This is a genomic window from Plantactinospora sp. GCM10030261 (assembly GCF_042666615.1).
In the GTDB taxonomy this organism is placed as follows: Bacteria; Actinomycetota; Actinomycetes; order Mycobacteriales; family Micromonosporaceae; genus KBS50.
The window spans coordinates 263,271-280,234 of the sequence record NZ_JBHTDD010000004.1; the positions used below are offsets into that span (position 1 = coordinate 263,271).

16 protein-coding genes and 2 pseudogenes are annotated in these 16,964 nt (G+C 73.8%); 8 read left to right on the top strand and 10 right to left on the bottom strand.

From position 1 onward, the window contains the following. Window positions 1-8 precede the first annotated feature (8 nt). Window positions 9-383 (bottom strand): MerR family transcriptional regulator, encoded by a 375-nt coding sequence (locus ACFQUZ_RS07710; protein WP_377439388.1) that lies wholly within the window; start codon window positions 381-383, stop codon window positions 9-11. Window positions 384-444: 61 nt separating this feature from the next. Here ACFQUZ_RS07710 and ACFQUZ_RS07715 point away from each other — a divergent pair. Together ACFQUZ_RS07715 and ACFQUZ_RS07720 are read left to right on the top strand one after the other, a co-directional pair. Beyond that, window positions 445-1,074 (top strand): annotated as a pseudogene (locus ACFQUZ_RS07715) (MFS transporter); the annotation flags it as partial. A gap of 67 nt (window positions 1,075-1,141) precedes the next feature. Then, window positions 1,142-1,486, top strand: coding sequence for a hypothetical protein (locus ACFQUZ_RS07720; RefSeq protein ID WP_377439391.1), 345 nt, complete (start codon window positions 1,142-1,144; stop codon window positions 1,484-1,486). A gap of 29 nt (window positions 1,487-1,515) precedes the next feature. Here the strand turns inward: ACFQUZ_RS07720 and ACFQUZ_RS07725 are convergent, their stop codons facing one another. Beyond that, a complete protein-coding gene (locus ACFQUZ_RS07725) occupies window positions 1,516-2,418 on the bottom strand; it encodes a LysR family transcriptional regulator (RefSeq protein ID WP_377439392.1) in 903 nt (300 codons plus the stop codon). 91 nt (window positions 2,419-2,509) lie between these two features. On the opposite strand from ACFQUZ_RS07725, the gene ACFQUZ_RS07730 reads away from it, so the two are divergent. Continuing rightward, window positions 2,510-2,854, top strand: a complete 345-nt coding sequence (locus tag ACFQUZ_RS07730; protein WP_377439456.1) for a YybH family protein — start codon at window positions 2,510-2,512, stop codon at window positions 2,852-2,854. A gap of 62 nt (window positions 2,855-2,916) precedes the next feature. Here ACFQUZ_RS07730 and sucB read toward each other — a convergent pair whose 3' ends face one another. Then, window positions 2,917-4,803 carry a 2-oxoglutarate dehydrogenase, E2 component, dihydrolipoamide succinyltransferase gene (gene sucB, locus ACFQUZ_RS07735; protein WP_377439394.1) on the bottom strand — a complete coding sequence of 629 codons (1,887 nt, stop codon included), beginning with the start codon at window positions 4,801-4,803 and terminating at the stop codon, window positions 2,917-2,919. Between the two features lie 66 nt (window positions 4,804-4,869). Beyond that, entirely contained in the window at window positions 4,870-6,258 is a 1,389-nt protein-coding gene (gene lpdA, locus ACFQUZ_RS07740) for a dihydrolipoyl dehydrogenase (protein ID WP_377439396.1), read from the bottom strand. Between the two features lie 218 nt (window positions 6,259-6,476). Here lpdA and ACFQUZ_RS07745 point away from each other — a divergent pair, with 218 nt between their 5' ends. Continuing rightward, on the top strand, window positions 6,477-6,764 hold the full coding sequence (locus ACFQUZ_RS07745; RefSeq protein WP_377439459.1) for a hypothetical protein: 288 nt from the start codon (window positions 6,477-6,479) through the stop codon (window positions 6,762-6,764). 141 nt (window positions 6,765-6,905) lie between these two features. Here ACFQUZ_RS07745 and ACFQUZ_RS07750 read toward each other — a convergent pair whose 3' ends face one another. Then, window positions 6,906-8,558: a leucyl aminopeptidase gene (locus ACFQUZ_RS07750; protein ID WP_377439399.1), complete on the bottom strand. Its 1,653-nt coding sequence runs from the start codon at window positions 8,556-8,558 to the stop codon at window positions 6,906-6,908. 154 nt (window positions 8,559-8,712) lie between these two features. Here ACFQUZ_RS07750 and gcvT point away from each other — a divergent pair, with 154 nt between their 5' ends. Further along, on the top strand, window positions 8,713-9,840 hold the full coding sequence (gcvT, locus tag ACFQUZ_RS07755) for a glycine cleavage system aminomethyltransferase GcvT (RefSeq protein ID WP_377439402.1): 1,128 nt from the start codon (window positions 8,713-8,715) through the stop codon (window positions 9,838-9,840). Between the two features lie 83 nt (window positions 9,841-9,923). Here the strand turns inward: gcvT and ACFQUZ_RS07760 are convergent. The 5 genes and pseudogenes from ACFQUZ_RS07760 to ACFQUZ_RS07780 form a co-directional block, all read right to left on the bottom strand. Further along, window positions 9,924-10,823: pseudogene (locus tag ACFQUZ_RS07760) on the bottom strand (DUF2314 domain-containing protein); the annotation flags it as partial. Window positions 10,824-10,883: 60 nt separating this feature from the next. Continuing rightward, a complete protein-coding gene (gene cobS / locus ACFQUZ_RS07765; protein WP_377439405.1) occupies window positions 10,884-11,657 on the bottom strand; it encodes an adenosylcobinamide-GDP ribazoletransferase in 774 nt (257 codons plus the stop codon). Further along, window positions 11,650-13,755, bottom strand: a complete 2,106-nt coding sequence (locus tag ACFQUZ_RS07770) for a bifunctional adenosylcobinamide kinase/adenosylcobinamide-phosphate guanylyltransferase (RefSeq protein WP_377439408.1) — start codon at window positions 13,753-13,755, stop codon at window positions 11,650-11,652. Before ACFQUZ_RS07770 ends, cobS begins: the two co-directional genes overlap by 8 nt. 37 nt (window positions 13,756-13,792) lie before the next feature. Beyond that, entirely contained in the window at window positions 13,793-14,695 is a 903-nt protein-coding gene (locus tag ACFQUZ_RS07775) for a cytochrome c biogenesis CcdA family protein (protein ID WP_377439411.1), read from the bottom strand. 38 nt (window positions 14,696-14,733) lie between these two features. After that, window positions 14,734-15,402: a TlpA family protein disulfide reductase gene (locus ACFQUZ_RS07780; RefSeq protein ID WP_377439414.1), complete on the bottom strand. Its 669-nt coding sequence runs from the start codon at window positions 15,400-15,402 to the stop codon at window positions 14,734-14,736. A gap of 138 nt (window positions 15,403-15,540) precedes the next feature. Between ACFQUZ_RS07780 and ACFQUZ_RS07785 the strand changes: the two genes are divergently transcribed. Genes ACFQUZ_RS07785 through ACFQUZ_RS07795 form a run of 3 tightly spaced genes read left to right on the top strand, consistent with a single transcriptional unit; the run spans window position 15,541 to window position 16,935 of the window. Next, window positions 15,541-15,891, top strand: coding sequence for a hypothetical protein (locus tag ACFQUZ_RS07785; RefSeq protein ID WP_377439416.1), 351 nt, complete (start codon window positions 15,541-15,543; stop codon window positions 15,889-15,891). Between the two features lie 55 nt (window positions 15,892-15,946). Continuing rightward, complete coding sequence (locus ACFQUZ_RS07790; RefSeq protein WP_377439419.1) at window positions 15,947-16,147, top strand: hypothetical protein; 201 nt, start codon at window positions 15,947-15,949, stop codon at window positions 16,145-16,147. A 5-nt stretch (window positions 16,148-16,152) separates the two neighbouring features. Continuing rightward, window positions 16,153-16,935 carry a site-2 protease family protein gene (locus tag ACFQUZ_RS07795; RefSeq protein WP_377439421.1) on the top strand — a complete coding sequence of 261 codons (783 nt, stop codon included), beginning with the start codon at window positions 16,153-16,155 and terminating at the stop codon, window positions 16,933-16,935. Window positions 16,936-16,964 lie beyond the last annotated feature (29 nt).

Consider the following 16,964-nt stretch of genomic DNA (forward strand, 5'->3'; position numbering starts at 1 on the left):
TGCCACGGTCAGCTCCGGCCGCGGAGCTGACCCGCCGGGGCGGCGGCGATGACCCGGTCCAGGGCGGACCGGGAGGCGGCCAGGTCGTCGATCGCCCGGTCGATCCGGTCCCGCTCGGCGCACAACTCGGCCAGCAGGTCCGGGCAGGTCGGCACGAGCCGGTCGCCGTCGTCGCGCAGGCACGGCAGGACGCTGGCGATGGTCGCGGTGTTCAGACCGGCGGCGAGCAGGCCACGGATCCGGCGGACGACGGCGACGTCGCTCTCCCGGTATTCGCGGTAGCCGCTGGGCCGCCGGATCGGGTGGAGGAGCCGCTGCTCCTCGTAGTACCGCAGCAGGCGCTGCGGCACACCGGTGCGCCGGGACAACTCGCCGATCCGCACGCGATCAACCTCCGCCGGTGACTTGACTTTCACATCCGTGTGAGACTTTACCGTCCTCCGCATGCGAAAGAGTTCCTCGATCCTGCTCGCCCTGGGCGTCGCCGTGTTCGTGGTCGGCACCGCCGAGTACCTGATCGCCGGCCTGCTCCCTCAGGTCGGTGCCGACCTCGGCGTCTCCGTCGGCACGGCCGGGCAGGCGGTGACCGCGTACGCCGTCGCGGTCGTCCTCGGCGGACCTGTGGTGACGGTGTTGACGATCCGACTGCCGCGCAAGGCGCTCGCCGTCGGGTTGCTGCTGCTGTTCGCCGCCGGTAGCGCGATCTGCGCGGTCGCGCCGACGTACGAGATCCTGCTGGCCGGTCGGGTGGTGTCGGCGCTCAGCCACGCGGCCTTCCTCGCCGTGGCGCTGGTCATGGCCACCGCCGTGGTGTCGGCCGAGCGGAGCGGTTCGGCCGTCGCGGCGGTCGCGTCCGGCTTCACGGTGGCCACCCTGCTGGGCGTGCCGCTCGGGGCGCTGCTTGGCCAGCGGGCCGGATGGCGGGCGCCGTTCCTCGTGCTGGCGGTGCTGGCCCTGGCGGCGGTCCTGCTGATGGCCGCGCTGCTGCCCCGGTCACCGGCACCGGTAGCGGACCTGCGCGCGGAGGCGCGGGCGGTGACCCGGCGTGCCGTGCTGCTCGCCATCGCCACCACGGCGACCGGCATGGCCGGCGTGTCCGTCGCCTTCACCTACCTGGCGCCGCTGCTGGACCAGGTCAGCCGTGCTCCCGTTCGCGGCGATCTGGCGGCCCACCGCCATCCTCGCGGTGCTGGCGCTGGGCCTGCTGGGCACGGCGATGATCGCACCGTTGCAGGGACTCATCCTGCGCCTCGCCGGCCCCGCCCCGACGCTGGCCCTGTCGGTAAACGTCGGCGCCTTCAACCTCGGGATCGCCGCCGGTTCGGCGCTCGGCGGCGGGCTCGTCTCGGCCGGCGCGCTGCGCTGGACCGGGTTGGCCGGCGCGGTACTGAGCCTCGTCGCGCTGGCGATGACCGGGCTCGTGCTGGCCCGGCCGGTCCGTCATCCGACGCCGGTCAGTCCGGAGCTGGCGTCCGGGCGTCGCTGACCGAGAGCGTGGTCCCGAGCCGGCGCCGGTCAGTCCGGAGCTGGCGTGCGGGCGTCGTTGACCGAGAACGCGGCCCGGCCGTGCCGGACCAGCCGGTCGAGGGCGGGGCTGACGGAGGCCGACCAGACCAGCGCGAGCCGGGCCGGCAGGTCCGCGCCGGAGATGGGCCGGGTCGCCAGCCGGTCGGCGTACCCGGCGGCCATCGACTCGCTGAGGATCGCCACCCCGAGGCCGCGGGCGGCCAGGTCCGCGACGGCATCGGCGGCGCTGGCCTCCAGCAAGACCTCCGCTCGTACGCCGCCAGCGGCGCAGATCCGGTCGAGGACGGTACGGATGCCGGTGCCGGCCGGCATGCAGACGAGCGGCTGACCGGCGAGGTCGGCCAGGGCGACTGCGGGGTGGCCGGCGAGCGGATGCTCCGGCCGGGTGAGCGCCACCAGGGGCTCGCTCAGGACGGTCACCGCGTTCAGGTCGGCGGGCGGGTCCGCGGTGCCGATCAGGGCGAGGTCGATGGTGCCGGCGCGAACGCCCTCGACGAGCCGGTCCGACTGGTCCTCGCGCAGGGTGAGGAGCACACCCGGATGGGCCCGGTGGAACGCGGCGAGCGCGTCGAACAGCGGGGCCACCGTGCAGCCGGTGACCATGCCGACGGTGAGCCGGCCGCGCAACACCCCGGTTACCTCGGCGACGGCCTGCCGCATCGCCTCGGTCGCGGCGAGCGCCGCCCGGGCGTGTTCCAGCGCGGCCTTGCCGGCGACAGTGAGGGTGACCGTCCGGGCCGACCGGTCGAACAGCGACGCGCCCAACTCGCGTTCGAGCTGCCGGACCTGCGCGCTGACCCCGGACTGGCTGATCCGGACCCGCTGGGCGGCCCGGGTGAAGCTCGCCTCTTCCGCGACAGCGACGAGGTATTCCAGCTGCCGGATCTCCATGACTGCCAATTCTAGATCATATCTGAATTATCTGTTGTACGTATGGGAGTGGGCGGAGCAGCCTCGAAACATGACGGACAACGAGAAGGCAATGCGGCCCGAGGATCTCACCCGGCTGTTCGTGGAGCGGTCCAACGCCGGCGACGCCGACGGGGTCGCCGCCCTGTACGAGGAGGATGCCGTCCTGGCGTACCCGCCGGGGAGCCGGACCGTCGGTCGGGCGGCGATCCGGGACCTGTGGGAAACGGTCCTGGCCAACCGGCCCCGGTTCGAGCCGGAGACGCCCCTGCCAACGCTGGTCAGCGGCGACCTCGCGCTGACAGCTACCCCGCCGCGGGACGGCGCGGGCGCCCGAGCGCAGGTGGTACGCCGCCAGCCGGACGGTTCCTGGCTGCGGGTGCTCGACCAACCCGAGTTCGTGTCGCCCGACCGGTGACCCCGCGGGGACGGCGCCCCGGTCCACACGGGACCGGGGCGCCGTCGCGCGTCACGAACCGGTCAGGACAGGCCCAGCTCCGACTCGAAGTTGCCGGCCTCCAGCCGCTCCTTGATCGCCACCAGGAACCGGGCGGCGTCGGCGCCGTCGATCAGCCGGTGATCGTACGAGAGGGCCAGGTAGACCATCGAGCGGACCGCGACGACCTCACCCAGCTCCGGGTCGTTGACCACGACCGGGCGCTTGACCACCGCGCCGGTGCCCAGCATGGCCGACTGCGGTGCCGGCACGATCGGGGTGTCGAACAGCGCCCCCCGGCTGCCGGTGTTGGTGAGCGTGAAGGTCGCACCGGCGATCTCGTCCGGCGTGATCTTGTTGGTCCGGGTGCGCTCGGCCAGCTCGGCGATCCGCCGGGCGAGCCCGCCCAGGTTGAGGTCACCCGCCCGGTGGATGACCGGCAGCATCAGGCCGCGCTCGGTGTCGACCGCGATGCCGAGGTTCTCCGAATCCGGGTAGGTGATCGTCCCGGCGTCCATGTCCATGCTGGCGTTGACCACCGGGTACGCCTGGAGCGCCTCGACGGCCGCCTGCGCGAAGAACGGCAGGAACGACAGCTTCACCCCGTGCCGGGCGAGGAACGCGTCCTTGGCCCGCGCCCGCAGCTTGGCGACCTTGGTGATGTCCACCTCGACGACCGTGGTGAGCTGCGCCATCTCGTGCAGGGACTCCTGCATCCGCCGGGCGATGACCGCGCGGATCCGGGGCATCTTCTCGGTGCTGCCCCGCTTCGGGCTCGGCTCCGCCTTCGGCGCTGCCGGGGCCTTCGCAGCGGGCGCGGCGGGGGCCTCGGCCGGCGCGGGGGCCGCCTTCGCCGCCTTGGCCTGCTCGGCCGCGGCCAGCACGTCCTGCTTGCGGATGCGGCCACCCACTCCGGTGCCGTTGAGCTGGGACAGGTCCACGCCGTGCTCGCCCGCCAGCTTGCGGACCAGCGGGGTCACGTACCCGGCGGCGTCCTCGCCACCCTCGGCCGGCTCGGGCCGCTTCCCGCCGCTCGGGGCCGGCGGCTGGGCCGCCCGCTCCGCCTGGGCGGGCTGCGCCGCGGTCTCCGTCTCCGGGGCGGGTTCGGAGTACGACATGCCCGGAGTCGGCTCCGGCTCGGCCTCGGCGGCCGGCTCCGCACGCTTCTCGGCCGGCTCCTCGCGGGCCGGCTCCGGCCGCTCGGCCGGCTGCTCGCCGGACGGTGCGGCACCCGCCGCGCCGATCACCGCCAGTTCGGCGCCCACATCGGCGGTCTCGTCCTCGTTGACCTTGATTTCCAGCAGCGTGCCGGCCGCGGGCGACGGGATCTCGGTGTCCACCTTGTCGGTGGAGACCTCCAGCAGCGGTTCGTCGGCCTCGACAGTGTCACCCACCTGCTTGAGCCAGCGGGTGACGGTGCCCTCGGTGACGCTCTCGCCGAGCGCCGGCAGGACCACCGACGTCCGTTCCCCGTTCCCGCCACCGGACGCGGCGTCGGGGGTGGGCCGCGGCGTCGGCTCCTCGCGGGCCGGCTCCTCGGCCGTCGGCTGCTCGGGCTGCTCGGGCGCGGCAGCCTCGCCGCCGGCCTCGGCCTCGGCTCCGCCCGCCTCGCCGCCACCCGCCTCGGCCTCGCCGCCACCCGCCTCGCCGCCGGCCTCGGCCTCGGCGCCGGCCTGACCGCCGCCGGCCTCGCCGTCGCCGTCGATCACGGCCAGCTCGCTGCCCACCTCGGCGGTCTCGTCCTCGCTCACCACGATCCGGCTGAGCACTCCGGCCGCCGGGGAGGGGATCTCCGTATCGACCTTGTCGGTCGAGACCTCGAGCAGCGGCTCGTCGGCCTCGACCCGGTCGCCCTCCTGCTTGAGCCAGCGCGTGACGGTTCCCTCCGTCACACTCTCACCCAGCCGGGGCATGGTGACCGATACCGGCATGTCTTCAGACTCCTTTGTCGCGTCGTGCGATCCGGGCCCGCGTACCGGCGGGCGTGTTCCGACCTGTCAGGCGTGCGCGTGCAGCGGCTTTCCGGCCAGGGCCAGGTGCGCCTCACCGAGCGCCTCGCCCTGCGTCGGGTGGGCGTGCACCAGCTGCGCCACCTCGGCCGGGTAGGCCTCCCAGTTGAAGATCAGTTGTGCCTCACCGACCAGTTCGCCGACCCGGGCCCCCACCATGTGGACGCCGACCACGGGGCCGTCGTTGACCCGAACCAGCTTCACGAAGCCGGCGGTACGCAGGATCTGGCTCTTGCCGTTGCCGCCGAGGTTGTAGTTGTACGTCGAGATCTTGTCCGCGCCGTACTGCTCCCTGGCCTTGGCCTCGGTCAGCCCGACGGACGCGAGTTCCGGGTCGGAGTAGGTGACCCGGGGGATGCCGTTCTCGTCGATCACCGCGGGGTTGCGGCCGGCGATCTCCTCGGCCACGAAGATGCCCTGCTGGAAGCCGCGGTGGGCGAGCTGCAGGCCAGGAACGATGTCGCCGACCGCGTAGACGTTGGGCACGCTGGTCCGCAGCCGCTCGTCGGTGATTACGAAGCCGCGGTCCATTTTGACGCCCTGCTCCTCGTACCCGAGGTTGGCGGTGGTGGGTCCGCGGCCGACCGCGACGAGCAGCAGCTCGGCCTCGACGGTGTCGCCACCTTCGACGGTGACCCGCACGCCGCTGTCGGTGTGTTCCACCTTCTCGAACCGCTTGCCGACCTTGAAGTCGATCTTGCGCTTGCGGAACGCCCGCTCCAGCGCCTTCGACGACTCCTCGTCCTCGGCGGCCACCAACCGGGGCAGCGCCTCGATGATCGTCACATCGACGCCGAACGACTTCCAGACGCTGGCGAACTCCACGCCGATGACCCCGCCACCCAGCACGATCGCCGAGGACGGCACCCGGTCCAGCTTGAGCGCGTGCTCGCTGGTGATCACCCGCTGACCGTCGATCTCCAGGCCGGGCAGACTACGCGAGTACGACCCGGTGGCCAGGATGACGTTGCGGCCGGTGTACCGCTTGCCGTCGACCTCGACGGTGTCCTTGCCGACCAGCCGGCCCTCGCCGGCGACGAAGGTGACCTTGGCGGCCTTGACCAGCCCCTGCAGGCCCTTGTAGAGCCGGCCGACCACGCCGTCCTTGTACGAGTTGACCCCGGACATGTCGATGCCGACCAGTTCCGCCTTCACGCCGAAGTGCTCGGAGTCGCGGGTCTGGTCGGCGATCTCGGCCGCGTGCAGCAGCGCCTTGGTCGGGATGCAGCCGCGGTGCAGGCAGGTGCCACCCAGTTCGGCCTTCTCGATCAACGCGACGGACAGGTCGAGTTGCGCGGCCCGCAGGGCCGCGGCGTAGCCGCCGCTGCCACCTCCGAGGATCACGATGTCGAAGGTTGCCTCATTCGGCTCTGTCACAGTTGTCTCCCAGGTCGCGTCGCTGCTAACGAGGGTCGTGCCAGGTAACGGACACAGTCACCCCGGCCATCTTGTCACTTGTCCCAACGCTCCGCTGAACGAGGTGCCCAAGGACACGTCCCCGCGACGTACCCTTGCCACAATCGGCGGTCCCAGCGGGGTCGGGGAGGAGATTATCGGTGGCTTGGTTTCGACGCCGCAGGCGGGCGGCCTCGACGGTGGGCGACGCGCCGGCCCGGAAGGCCGACATCGAGCACCTGGAGCAGTTCGTCCAATCCCGGCGCGGCGTCGAGGCGTTCATCGAGCCGCGCACCACGGTCACCGAAACCACCGTCATCCTGATCGCCGCCGACGGCGAATGGACCCGGCGGCGGATCGACGGACCGGACGTGGCGCGGCGGTTCGCCCACAAGCTGGCCATTCCGGTGTACGACGTACGCCTCGTCGGCTATCCGCAGCGGATGCGTGACTACAACGAGCGCCGGAAGCGCCGCCCGCCGGAGTAACCCACCCACGCTGCCCCTGCCCTGCCACCCCGCCCCGATCCTCGCGTTGATCATGAAGTTGACAGCGCGACACGCCGGAGCGGACGACCGCCCACTTCATGATCAACGCGGAGGGGTGGGGCTCACGGGGAGGGGTGAGGATCAGCCGTTGGCGGCGATGTCGTCGACCAGGTGCAGCAGCGTACGCAGCGGCACGCCGGTGCCGCCCTTGGCCCAGTGCCCCGTCGGCTCCCCGGAGTGGTAGCCCGGCCCCGCGATGTCGATGTGCGCCCACGGCACACCCTCGGCGACGAACTCGCGCAGGAACACGCCACCCTGGAGCATGTGCCCGGCCCGGTCCATCCCCGCGTTCACCTGCGAGATGTCGGCCACGTCCGAGTCCATGCCCTTGCGTACGTCGTCGGGCAGCGGCATCGGCCAGGCCGGCTCGCCGACCGCGTTGCCGGCGGCCCGGACCCGGTCGCACAGCTCGGCGGTGCCCATCACCCCGGCGACCCGCTTGCCGAGCGCGATCACCTGGCCGCCGGTCAGCGTGGAGGTCTCCAGCAGGTAGTCGCAGCCGTCCTCGCAGGCCCGCACGATCGCGTCGGCCAGCACCATCCGGCCCTCGGCGTCGGTGTTGAGCACCTCGACCCGCTTGCCGCCGTACATGGTCACCACATCGCCCGGACGGTACGAGGTGCCGGACGGCATGTTCTCGGCCATGGCCAGGTAGCCGTCGACGGCAACCGACGGCTTCAGGGCGGCGACGGCCAGCATCGCGCCGGCGACCGCGGCGGCCCCGGCCATGTCGGACTTCATCTCCCACATGCCCTGCGCCGGCTTGATCGAGACGCCGCCTGAGTCGAATGTGATTCCCTTGCCGACCAGCGCGATCCGCTTGACGGCGGAGTCCGTGCCGGCGTCCCCGGCGGTCTCGCCCGCGCGGGTGCCCGCGCCACCGGGCGCCGAGGCGGTGCCGGTCGAGCCCGGTCGGTAGGAAAGCTTCACGAGCCGCGGCGGGGCGGCCGAACCCAACCCGACGGCCAGGATGCCGCCGTAACCGCCGTCGGTGAGCGCCGCCTCGTCCAGCACCTCCACGGTCAGCCCGGCCTCGGCCCCGGCTGCGGCGACCGCCTCGGCGAACGCCGGCGGACGCAGCTCGTTGGGGGCCATGTTGACCCAGTCCCGTGCGGCCCGGACCGCGCGGGTGACGGCCTCCGCCCGGGCGATCTCGGCCCCGGCCAGGTCGTCGGAGGCATCCGGTACGCAGATCGCCACCGAACCCACCGGCGGCCGGCGGGTGGGCTGCGGCTTCGTCTTGTAGCCGGCGAACCGGTAGCTGCCGAGCACGGCCCCCTCGGCGAGCGCCCGGAGCGCCGCCGGAGCGTCGGCGTCGTCGGGCACCGGCAGGGCCAACGCCACCCGCTCGGCTCCGGCCAGCGCCCGGATGGCCGTCGCGGCGGCGCGGCGCAGAGCCTCCGGCTCCGGGGCGGCGCCGGTCGGCTCCGGCCCGAGGCCGATCGCGGCCACCACCGGAGCGCTCACCGTGCCGAGCGTCGCCAACTTGGTCACCTCGCCGGGCGCGCCGGTGGCGCCGAGCAGGGCCAGGGTCTCCGTGAGCTTGCCGTCGAACGCGGCGGCCAACGGCTCGGCGCCGGTGGCCAGCAGCAGCGTCGCCGCGAAACCGGCGGATGCGGTCGGCTCGGTCGACTCCGGGCCGGACACGCGGTGTACGCCGATGACGACGGCGTCGACGGCGAGATCGGCGGGGTCGGTGTCGACCAGGCTGAGAGTGGTGTTCGGCGATGTCACTCGGCTGCTCCGGGCGGGCTGGTCGGCCACCTCGTGGGTGGCCGTGGCGAAAAGTGTCTTCGGCGAACCTACCCGTAGGGAGTTTCGCTGTCCCGCCGGACGTCCAGCCGGGCGTGATCGTCGACGCCGACGGCCGCCCGGTAAGTTGCCACCCATGACGGACGAGATCGGGGACACCCCCGCCGGCCTGCGCCAGAGCCCCCTACATGAGCGGCACGCCGCGCTCGGGGCGAAGTTCGCCGCCTTCGGCGGCTGGTCCATGCCCCTGGAGTACGCCGGTGGCGGGGTGCTGCGGGAACACACCGCGGTCCGCACCGCGGTAGGTGTCTTCGACGTGTCACACCTGGGCAAGGCGCGGATCACCGGGCCCGGAGCCGCCGACTTCGTCAACTCGTGCCTGAGCAACGACCTGGGGCGGATCGGTCCGGGGCGGGCGCAGTACACGCTGTGCTGCGACGACACCACCGGCGGGGTGGTCGACGACATCATCGCGTACCTGCACGCCGACGACCACGTCTTCCTCATCCCGAACGCCGCCAACACGGCCGAGGTGGTCCGCCGGCTGCGGTCCGCCGCGCCGGCCGGCATCACGGTGGCCGACGAGCACCCCGCGCACGCGGTGCTGGCCGTGCAGGGGCCCCGGTCGGCCGACCTGCTCGCCGGCCTCGGGCTGCCCACCGAGCACGGCTACATGAGCTTCTCGCCGGCCTCCCTCGACGGCACCGAGCTGCTGGTCTGCCGCACCGGCTACACCGGAGAGCACGGGTACGAGCTGGTCGTGCCGGCGGACCGGGCGGTCGCCGTGTGGGACGCGCTGCTGGCCGCAGGCGAGCCGCTGGAGCTGCGGGCCTGCGGTCTCGGCGCGCGGGACACCCTGCGGACCGAGATGGGGTACCCGTTGCACGGCCAGGATCTGTCGCTGGACATCACCCCGGTGCAGGCCCGCGCGGGTTGGGCGGTCGGCTGGGGCAAGCCGGCGTTCTGGGGCCGGAACGCGCTGCTCGCCGAGAAGGCGTCGGGTCCCCGCCGGACGCTGCGCGGGCTGGTGGCGACCGGGCGTGGAATCCCTCGCGCGGGCATGGCCGTCTGGGCCGGCGACACCGAGGTGGGCCGGGTGACAAGTGGAACCTTCTCGCCCACCCGGAAGGTGGGCATCGCCCTGGCGTTGCTGGACACCGCGGCAGCCCTGGCCGAGGGCGACTCCGTGGAGGTGGATGTCCGGGGTCGGCGGTCCGAGATGCGGGTGGCCAAGCCACCGTTCGTCGAGCCGTCGGTGCGGTAGCCCACCGGCTACCGGCCGGCTCGGCCGCCCGGGCCGACCCCGTCGTCATGTCCGCCGGGCCGGCCCGCCGACCAGGCGGCCCCGAAGATCGCGTCGCAGACTGCGGCGAAGTACCGGCCCGGCGCGCCGGTGTGCCCCTCTGGCGGGCGCAGCGAGAGGAACGAGTCGGCATCCGGATCGGTTGCCGGGTCGAGTTCCAGCCGGAGCCGGGCCGGCTCGCCGCCGTCCTGCCGCTCCCGACCGCCGTACGCGGCGGCGATGTCGTGACCGGTGACCGACGCCAGCACCGGGAGTTGTACGAACGGGGGGAGGTCGGCGTCACCCAGCCGATCCGTCCAGGTCCGCAGCAATCTGCGGGCCACCCCGGTCATCACCGCTCCCCACGCCCGCACCAGCCGCTCCGGCACGCCCTCGGCCTGCAACTCCAGCAGGCCGAACCGGCGCAGCCCCTTGGTGGTGAACCACATCCCCTCCCGGTCACCGGAGTACGGCACCAGGATCCAGTCGACAAGCCGGATCCGGCCCTCGGCGTCGGGCAGCGAGCGCAGCGCGCGGTCCGGCTCGACGAACTGCAGCCCGAAGGTGTCCACCACGTCGGAGCCCGCCGACTCGGCCAACGCCGCCGCCACCGCCCGGGCGCCCCATTCGTGCGCCGGCGGCCAGCCCGGCCGGTAGCTGCCCTGCACCAGGATCAGTTCCCGGGCCTGCCGCAGCCGGGTGAGCTGTCCGTCGTCCGCGCCGAAGGCGGTGAGCAGATCCGGGGGAAGCTTCGGGAAATCCTCCACCGGGCGCCGCTGGACGGTCAGCAGCGGCCCGGCCAGCATCTGCTCCGCCAGGTCGCGGACCGGCGCGGCGAGCCGGTCACCCAACGCCGCGACGGCCTCCCCGGGTTCGGCGACCGGGCGGTCCGGCACCGGCACCAGGTAGGTCGCGGTCAGCGACTCCGGGACCGGGACCGGCAGGAAGTCGTCCGTGATGGTCATGTCTCGCCCGCCCCCGTCGTCGTGCCTCCACCGCACGCTACCTCCGAGCGGGCCGCCGGATCAGCCGGTCAGCACGAGCCCGAGCAAGGTCAAGGTGCTGGTGATCTCGACCAACGCGCCCAGCACGTCCCCGGTCACCCCGCCCAGCCGGCGCACCGCGTGGCGCAGCAGGAGGCCGGCGGCGGCGAGGGCCACCGCCATCGCGAGAGGACCCTGCCAGGGGCGGTCCGGCACGGCGGCGAGCGCGACCGCGGCCACGGCCACGACACCGATGGCGAGGGGCCGGGTGGCGGCGGTACCGGCGACCAACGCGCCGAGACCGTCCGGTCGGGCGGCCGGCACCCCCGGGCGACACGCCCAGGACACCGCGAGCCGGCCGGTGGCGACGACGGTGACCAATCCGGCCAGCACGGCCCACCAGGGTCGGGTCGCCAGCGCCGCCACCGACGCCGACTGCACCAGCAGCACCAGCACCAGCGCGGCCACACCGAACGGACCCACGTCCGGCTTCTTCATGATCTCCAGGGCGGCCGCGCCGGAGCGGTAGGAGCCGAGGGCATCCACCGTGTCGGCGAGACCGTCCAGGTGCAGACCCCGGGTGAGCAGCGCCGCCACGCCCACCGTGACCCCACCGGCGACCAGGATCGGCGCGTCCACCGCGAGCATGCCGAGCAGGGCCAGGGCGAGGGCGAGGGCGAGCAGGGCCCCGACCGCGGGCGCCAACGCGATCGCCGTCGCCGCGACGGTCCGGTCGACCCGGCCGGCGCGCAGCGGCAGCACGGTGAACGTGGTGAGCGCCAGCCGCAGGCCGGCGCCGGGCGCGTGGTCAGCCACCGTACGGGCTGCGGGCACCGCCGGCGAGCGGGTCGCGGTGTCCGTCGTCACCGTCCGGGGCCGGCTGATCCGGCCCGTCCTGGGTGGCGGGTCCCGGCCCGGCGGGATCCGGCTCGGCGAACTCCTCGTCCGACCCGTGGTCCGGCTCGGCGCCGTCCCCGTCGGCGGGCTGACCGGTGCTCAGCGCCGGATGCGCCGGCAGCGCCCGGGCCAGCATGATCGCCGAGCGCAGCAACGGCAGCGCGGCCAGGGCCGTCGCCCCCTCGCCGAGGTCCAGCCGCAGGTCGAACAGCGGGGTGAGGCCGAGCACGTCGGCGGCGAGGCGGACGGCCGGATGCCCACCGTGGTCCGGCAACAGGCACCAGTGCCGGGCCTGCCCGGCCAGGTCCCGGCTGATCAGCGCGGCCGAGACCCCCACCGGTCCGTCGAGCAGCACCGGTAGCCGCCGGGCGGTGGCGCCCAGCAGGATCCCGGTGGCGATCGCGATGTCGCCGCCGCCCAGCTCGGCGAGGATCTCGCGAGGGCCTCGGGTGGACCGCCGGGTCCGGTGCACCGCGTCCCGGACGGCGGCACAGCGGTCCATCCAGGCGCGGTCGTCGATCCGGCCGCCCGCGGTGACCACCCGGCCCAGCACCGCCGAGGGCTCCGCGCCGGAGGTGACGGCGAGCACGGCGGCCGCCGCGGCGTCGGTGCCGGCCCCGCAGGCGGCGAGCACCAGCAGTTGTACGCCGGCGTCGGCGGCCTCCTCGGCGAGCCGCCACCCGTACCGCAGGGCGGATTCGACGGCGGCCTCGGACATCGCGGCGCCGTCCTCGATCGGCGCCCCGGTCGGCGCGTCGATCACCTGGAGATCGGCGTTGAGTTCGGCCGCCAGCCGGGCGAGCGGACCCTCGCCGGCCCGCGCCTGTCCGGCCCGCCGGCTCGACTCACCCGGGGTGACGCCGGCGGCCGCGCCACCGTCGTGGTCGCCGTGCAGCAGCAGGACCCGGACCTGTCGCCACGGCTCGGGCACCGGGGTCCGTTGGGTGCCGGCGGCGAAGCCGACGACCCGCTCCAGGCTGCCCAGCCCACCGCCGGGCAGGTCGAGGGTGGCCAGCCGGTCGACCCCCTGCGGGCCGGTGTACTCGTCCGGGAGCGGCAACTCCATCCCGGGCTGGATGACGAGGCCGGTGGCGACCATCGGCAAGGTCATCGTGGGCGCGGTCCAGGTGACGGCGGGCGCCGGCTCGGCGGGCGGGCTCACCGCGGGGGAGAGCACGTCGGGTGAGGTGGCCGGCGGTTGTTCGGCGGGGCTGCCGGCGGGGGCGAGGGTCGCGGGCGGGGCCTGCGCGCCCGTCGCGACGGGCGCCTCGGTGGCGGTCTCGGTGGCGGTCGTCGTGCCGGTCGTGGCGGACGCACCGGTGGCGGAACTGTCGGGGGCGAACGTCGTGCCGGGGTTGCCGGCGGCGGGAGCAGCCGGATCGGCGGGATCGGCGGGATCGGCGGGATTGCCGGCGGTCGGGGAGACCTGGGCCGGCACGACGGCGGGACGACCGTCGACCGGCGGACCGGCGTCCGGCTTGAGCCAGGCCGGCTGGCCGGCGACGACAAGCGCCACCGCGTCGCAGGCCGCGGCGACGGCCTGGTTGGTCGCGCCGAGCGCGTCGGCGAACGCCCTCCCGAGCGGGGTGAGCGGCACCATGGACAGCCCCACCTCGGGGCTGACGAGCACCAGGCGGGCGGCGCTGTCGCGGACCGCCCCGGCCAGTTCGGCGATCGTGGCCACGTCGTCGGCCGGCTGGTGGGCCGGGTCCAGCAGCGAGGTGACCCAGCCACCGAGGTCGTCGACAAGCAGCGTCTCGTCCGGCCGCGCCTCGGTGACGAGTTGGATCAGCCGGGCCGGGTCCGCGTCGGCCTCCTCGGTGTCCCAGTTCTCCGGCCGACGGCCGCGGTGGGCCTCGAGCCGGGCGGTCCACTCCGGGTCGTCCGGGCCGGCGTCAGCCGCCGTGGCGACGTACCGGACCCTGCCCGCCTCCCGCACCAACGATTCGGCGAATTCGGATTTTCCGGACCGAATGCCACCGAGTACCAGGATGGTGTGCCACCCGTCTACCGACATGCCCAAACCTTAGAGCCACCCGGCCCGGTGGCGCCTGCTAGGTCATGTCCGGTGGATCAGTCAGCCGGCCGCCTCCGGCGCGTCCGGTCCGACGTACCAGGGCAAGGCCGGCGGTGGCCGCGAGCAGCGCGCCCAGCACGGCCGTCACCCCCCACGGGCCGAGGCCGGCGAGCCCGGCGCTGATCTCGGCCTGCACCCGCCCGGCGATCTCGATGACCGGGTCGCCGGCGACCCCGCCGGCAAAGAGCCGGACCTCGTACCAGCCGTACCACGCCACGTAACCGCCGGTGACCACCAGCAGCGCTCCGGCGAGCCGGTTGAGCAGCGGGCCGGCCCGGCGGACCCGGCGCAGGAGCGAATCCCGGGCCAGCGCCACGGCCAGCGCCGCCGCGCCCACCACCAGGCCCATGCCGAGCGCGTACGCCAGGAACAGGCCCACCCCCGACCCGACCGAACCCGCCTGGAACCCGGCCACCACCACCGCCAGGAACGGACCGACGGTGCAGCCGAGCGACGCGATGGCGTACCCGGCGCCGAAGAGCACCATCGAGGCGAAGCCGCGCCGCACCCGGGGCCCGCTGGCCATCCCTGGGGCGAGGGCGGGCAGGTAACGGCCGGCGAGCAGCCACCCACCGGCGGCGACCAGGGCGAGCCCGATCACGATCGACACCCAGGGCAGCCGCCCCGCCACCGCGTCCGCGAGCGGCGCCGCGAGCAGGCCGAAGGTGCCGAAGACCGCCACGAAACCGAGTGTCACGGCCCCGGTCAGCACCAGCGCCCGGCCGACCGGGGCGAGCCGCTCCCGCGTCGACCGGCCACCGTCCGGTCCGTCGGGGTCCAGCACGAGCATCGACAGGTACGCCGGCAGCAGCGCGAAGCCGCACGGGTTGACCGCAGCCAGCAACCCGGCGCCGAGCGCCAGCGAGTACGGGGTTTCCACGGGACCGCTCCGCTCAGGTCGGTTCAGCTCAGGTCGGCTCAGCTCAGGTCGGCGACGCGTTGGCGCAGCTCGGCGCCGGAGAGCGGGCCCGAGTGGCTGACCTTCCCCGCCGAGTCGAGCAACACGTAGTACTCCTGACTGGTCACGCCGAACCGGCGCCACACCGCGCCGTCGTCGTCGGCCAGGCTGGGGAAACCGTCGATCCCGCTGTCCCGGACGAACCGGCGCATCCCCTCGTCGCCGCTGTTCAACCCGGACACGCCGACGAGGTTGACCCGGTCGGCGTTGGCGGCCGCCACCTCCGCCACGGTGCCGGCCGCCGCCCGGCAGCGGGTGCACCACGCGGCCCAGAACCACAACACCGCTGGCTTCCCGGCGAGGGTCGCCGCGTCGAACGGCTTCCCGTCGACTGTTACGGCGGTGAACCGGAGTGTCTCGGGCACCGGGATGGTGGAGGAGGGGGACGCGGCGGCGGGTGGCGACGAGGCCGGCACGGCGCTCCGTCCGATGCTGGTGCCGGGTTCGTCCCCGGTCGATTCGGCGGGCCCATTCCCGCCGCAGCCCGCCGTCAGCGTGCCGGCGAGCGTCAGGACGAGCAGAGCCGACACGCTGCCGCGTCGTCGGTTCGCGATTGGGCTGAGTCGGTTCGCGGTTCGGCTGAGTCGGTTCGCGGTTCGGCGCAACGGCGAGACCGGTCGATGGCGCATGGACGGATGCTAGCCCGGCCGGACGGGTGCCTGTCCTTACCGGACGCTTACGGCGCCCGGGCCGCTGACCGGCCATCCTGGCAACTCGGCGGCGAGCACCCGTGCGCTCTGCGTCGTCCCGGCTGAGATGCTGGTCTGATGTCTCGACGTTCTCGCCGGGGTCCGCGCCAGCGACGGTTCCGGCGCATCAAGCTCATGACCGACTACACCGCGTTTCCGCTTTGGGGGATTGCGGACGAGGGCAGGTGGGGTGGCGGGATGCTCTCGCCGGCAGCCCTGCCGATCTCGGCCGAGCTTGTCGACCGGTTGTGGCGGTGGGCCGCCGTCTACGACCAGTTGCCGGAGAACAACTTCCAGTGGCCGTCGGCGGAGGTCGAGGCCGAGTTCCACGCCGAGGGCCGCCGCCTGCACGGCCTGCTGCGCGACGAGCTGGGTCCGGAGTACGAGGTCTGGTACTTCGACGAAGCCACCGGAGGAGTCGAGCGGTGACGCGGCTAGGCTTGCGGGGGTTGTCGGCGGGACATCGGCGAGGGGAGACGCGGAGATGCCGTGGAGCTGGCGGTACGAGGGCACGGACGGCCAGGCGGTGAGCGGGCCGACCGAGACGTTCGGCAGCCAGGCCGACGCCGAGTCCTGGATCGGCCAGTCGTGGCGGGACCTCACCGCGGCCGGCGTCACCTCGGTGACCCTGATGGAGGACGAGCGGGTGGAATACCGGATGAGCCTGCTCCCGACGGCGGAGTGAGCGGGGTGGGCGAGGATCGGCTCGTCCTCGGCGTACCGAGGGCGGCGTTCCGGCCGAGCCCGATCTTCCTGGCGCTGGTCGCCCTCTTCGTCGGCAGCGGCGTGTTCGTCTGGAACGACGCGGGCTACCTGCGGCTCGGGGTGTTCGTGTTCGTGGTCTCCGGCTGGCTGGTCTCGTTGTGCCTGCACGAGTACGCCCACGCCGTGGTGGCCTTCCGGTTCGGCGATCATGAGGTGGCGCACCGCGGCTACCTCACGCTCAACCCGCTCAAATACAGCCATCCGCTGCTGTCGATCGTGTTCCCCGTGGTGGCGGTGCTGCTCGGCGGCATCGGCCTGCCCGGCGGCGCCGTCTGGGTGGACCGGCACCGGATCCCCGGCCGGGCGCGGCACACCCTGGTCAGCCTCTCCGGCCCGGCCACCAACGTGGTCTTCGCGCTGCTGCTGGCTGTCCCGTTCGTGATCGGGGTCGACCTGGTGGAGCACAACGTCTTTTGGCTCGGCGTGGCCGCGCTCGGCTTCCTCCAGCTCACCGCGAGCGTGCTCAACCTGTTGCCGGTGCCCGGTCTGGACGGCGGCAACATGATCGAGCCGTGGCTGACGCCGCAGTGGCGCCGGATGTACGACCTGTTCGCCCCCTACGGCTTCCTGCTGCTCATCGCCCTGCTGTGGAACCCCCGGCTCGGCGGCTGGTTCTTCGACGGGATCGACGCGCTCGGCGGAGTGCTCGGCCTCCCAACCGACCTCTCCTACGCCGGCCTACGCCTGCTGCGCTTCTGGCAGACCTGACCGCCCCCGCCCCCCCGCCCCCTCGCCCC

Excerpts from the sequence above, each read along its gene's own strand:
- ACFQUZ_RS07770 (WP_377439408.1), bottom strand. The coding sequence starts at position 13,755 with ATGTCGGTAGACGGGTGGCACACCATCCTGGTACTCGGTGGCATTCGG.
- sucB (WP_377439394.1), bottom strand. The coding sequence starts at position 4,803 with ATGCCGGTATCGGTCACCATGCCCCGGCTGGGTGAGAGTGTGACGGAG.
- ACFQUZ_RS07790 (WP_377439419.1), top strand. The coding sequence starts at position 15,947 with ATGCCGTGGAGCTGGCGGTACGAGGGCACGGACGGCCAGGCGGTGAGC.
- ACFQUZ_RS07730 (WP_377439456.1), top strand. The coding sequence starts at position 2,510 with ATGCGGCCCGAGGATCTCACCCGGCTGTTCGTGGAGCGGTCCAACGCC.
- gcvT (WP_377439402.1), top strand. The coding sequence starts at position 8,713 with ATGACGGACGAGATCGGGGACACCCCCGCCGGCCTGCGCCAGAGCCCC.
- ACFQUZ_RS07785 (WP_377439416.1), top strand. The coding sequence starts at position 15,541 with ATGTCTCGACGTTCTCGCCGGGGTCCGCGCCAGCGACGGTTCCGGCGC.
- ACFQUZ_RS07780 (WP_377439414.1), bottom strand. The coding sequence starts at position 15,402 with ATGCGCCATCGACCGGTCTCGCCGTTGCGCCGAACCGCGAACCGACTC.
- ACFQUZ_RS07725 (WP_377439392.1), bottom strand. The coding sequence starts at position 2,418 with ATGGAGATCCGGCAGCTGGAATACCTCGTCGCTGTCGCGGAAGAGGCG.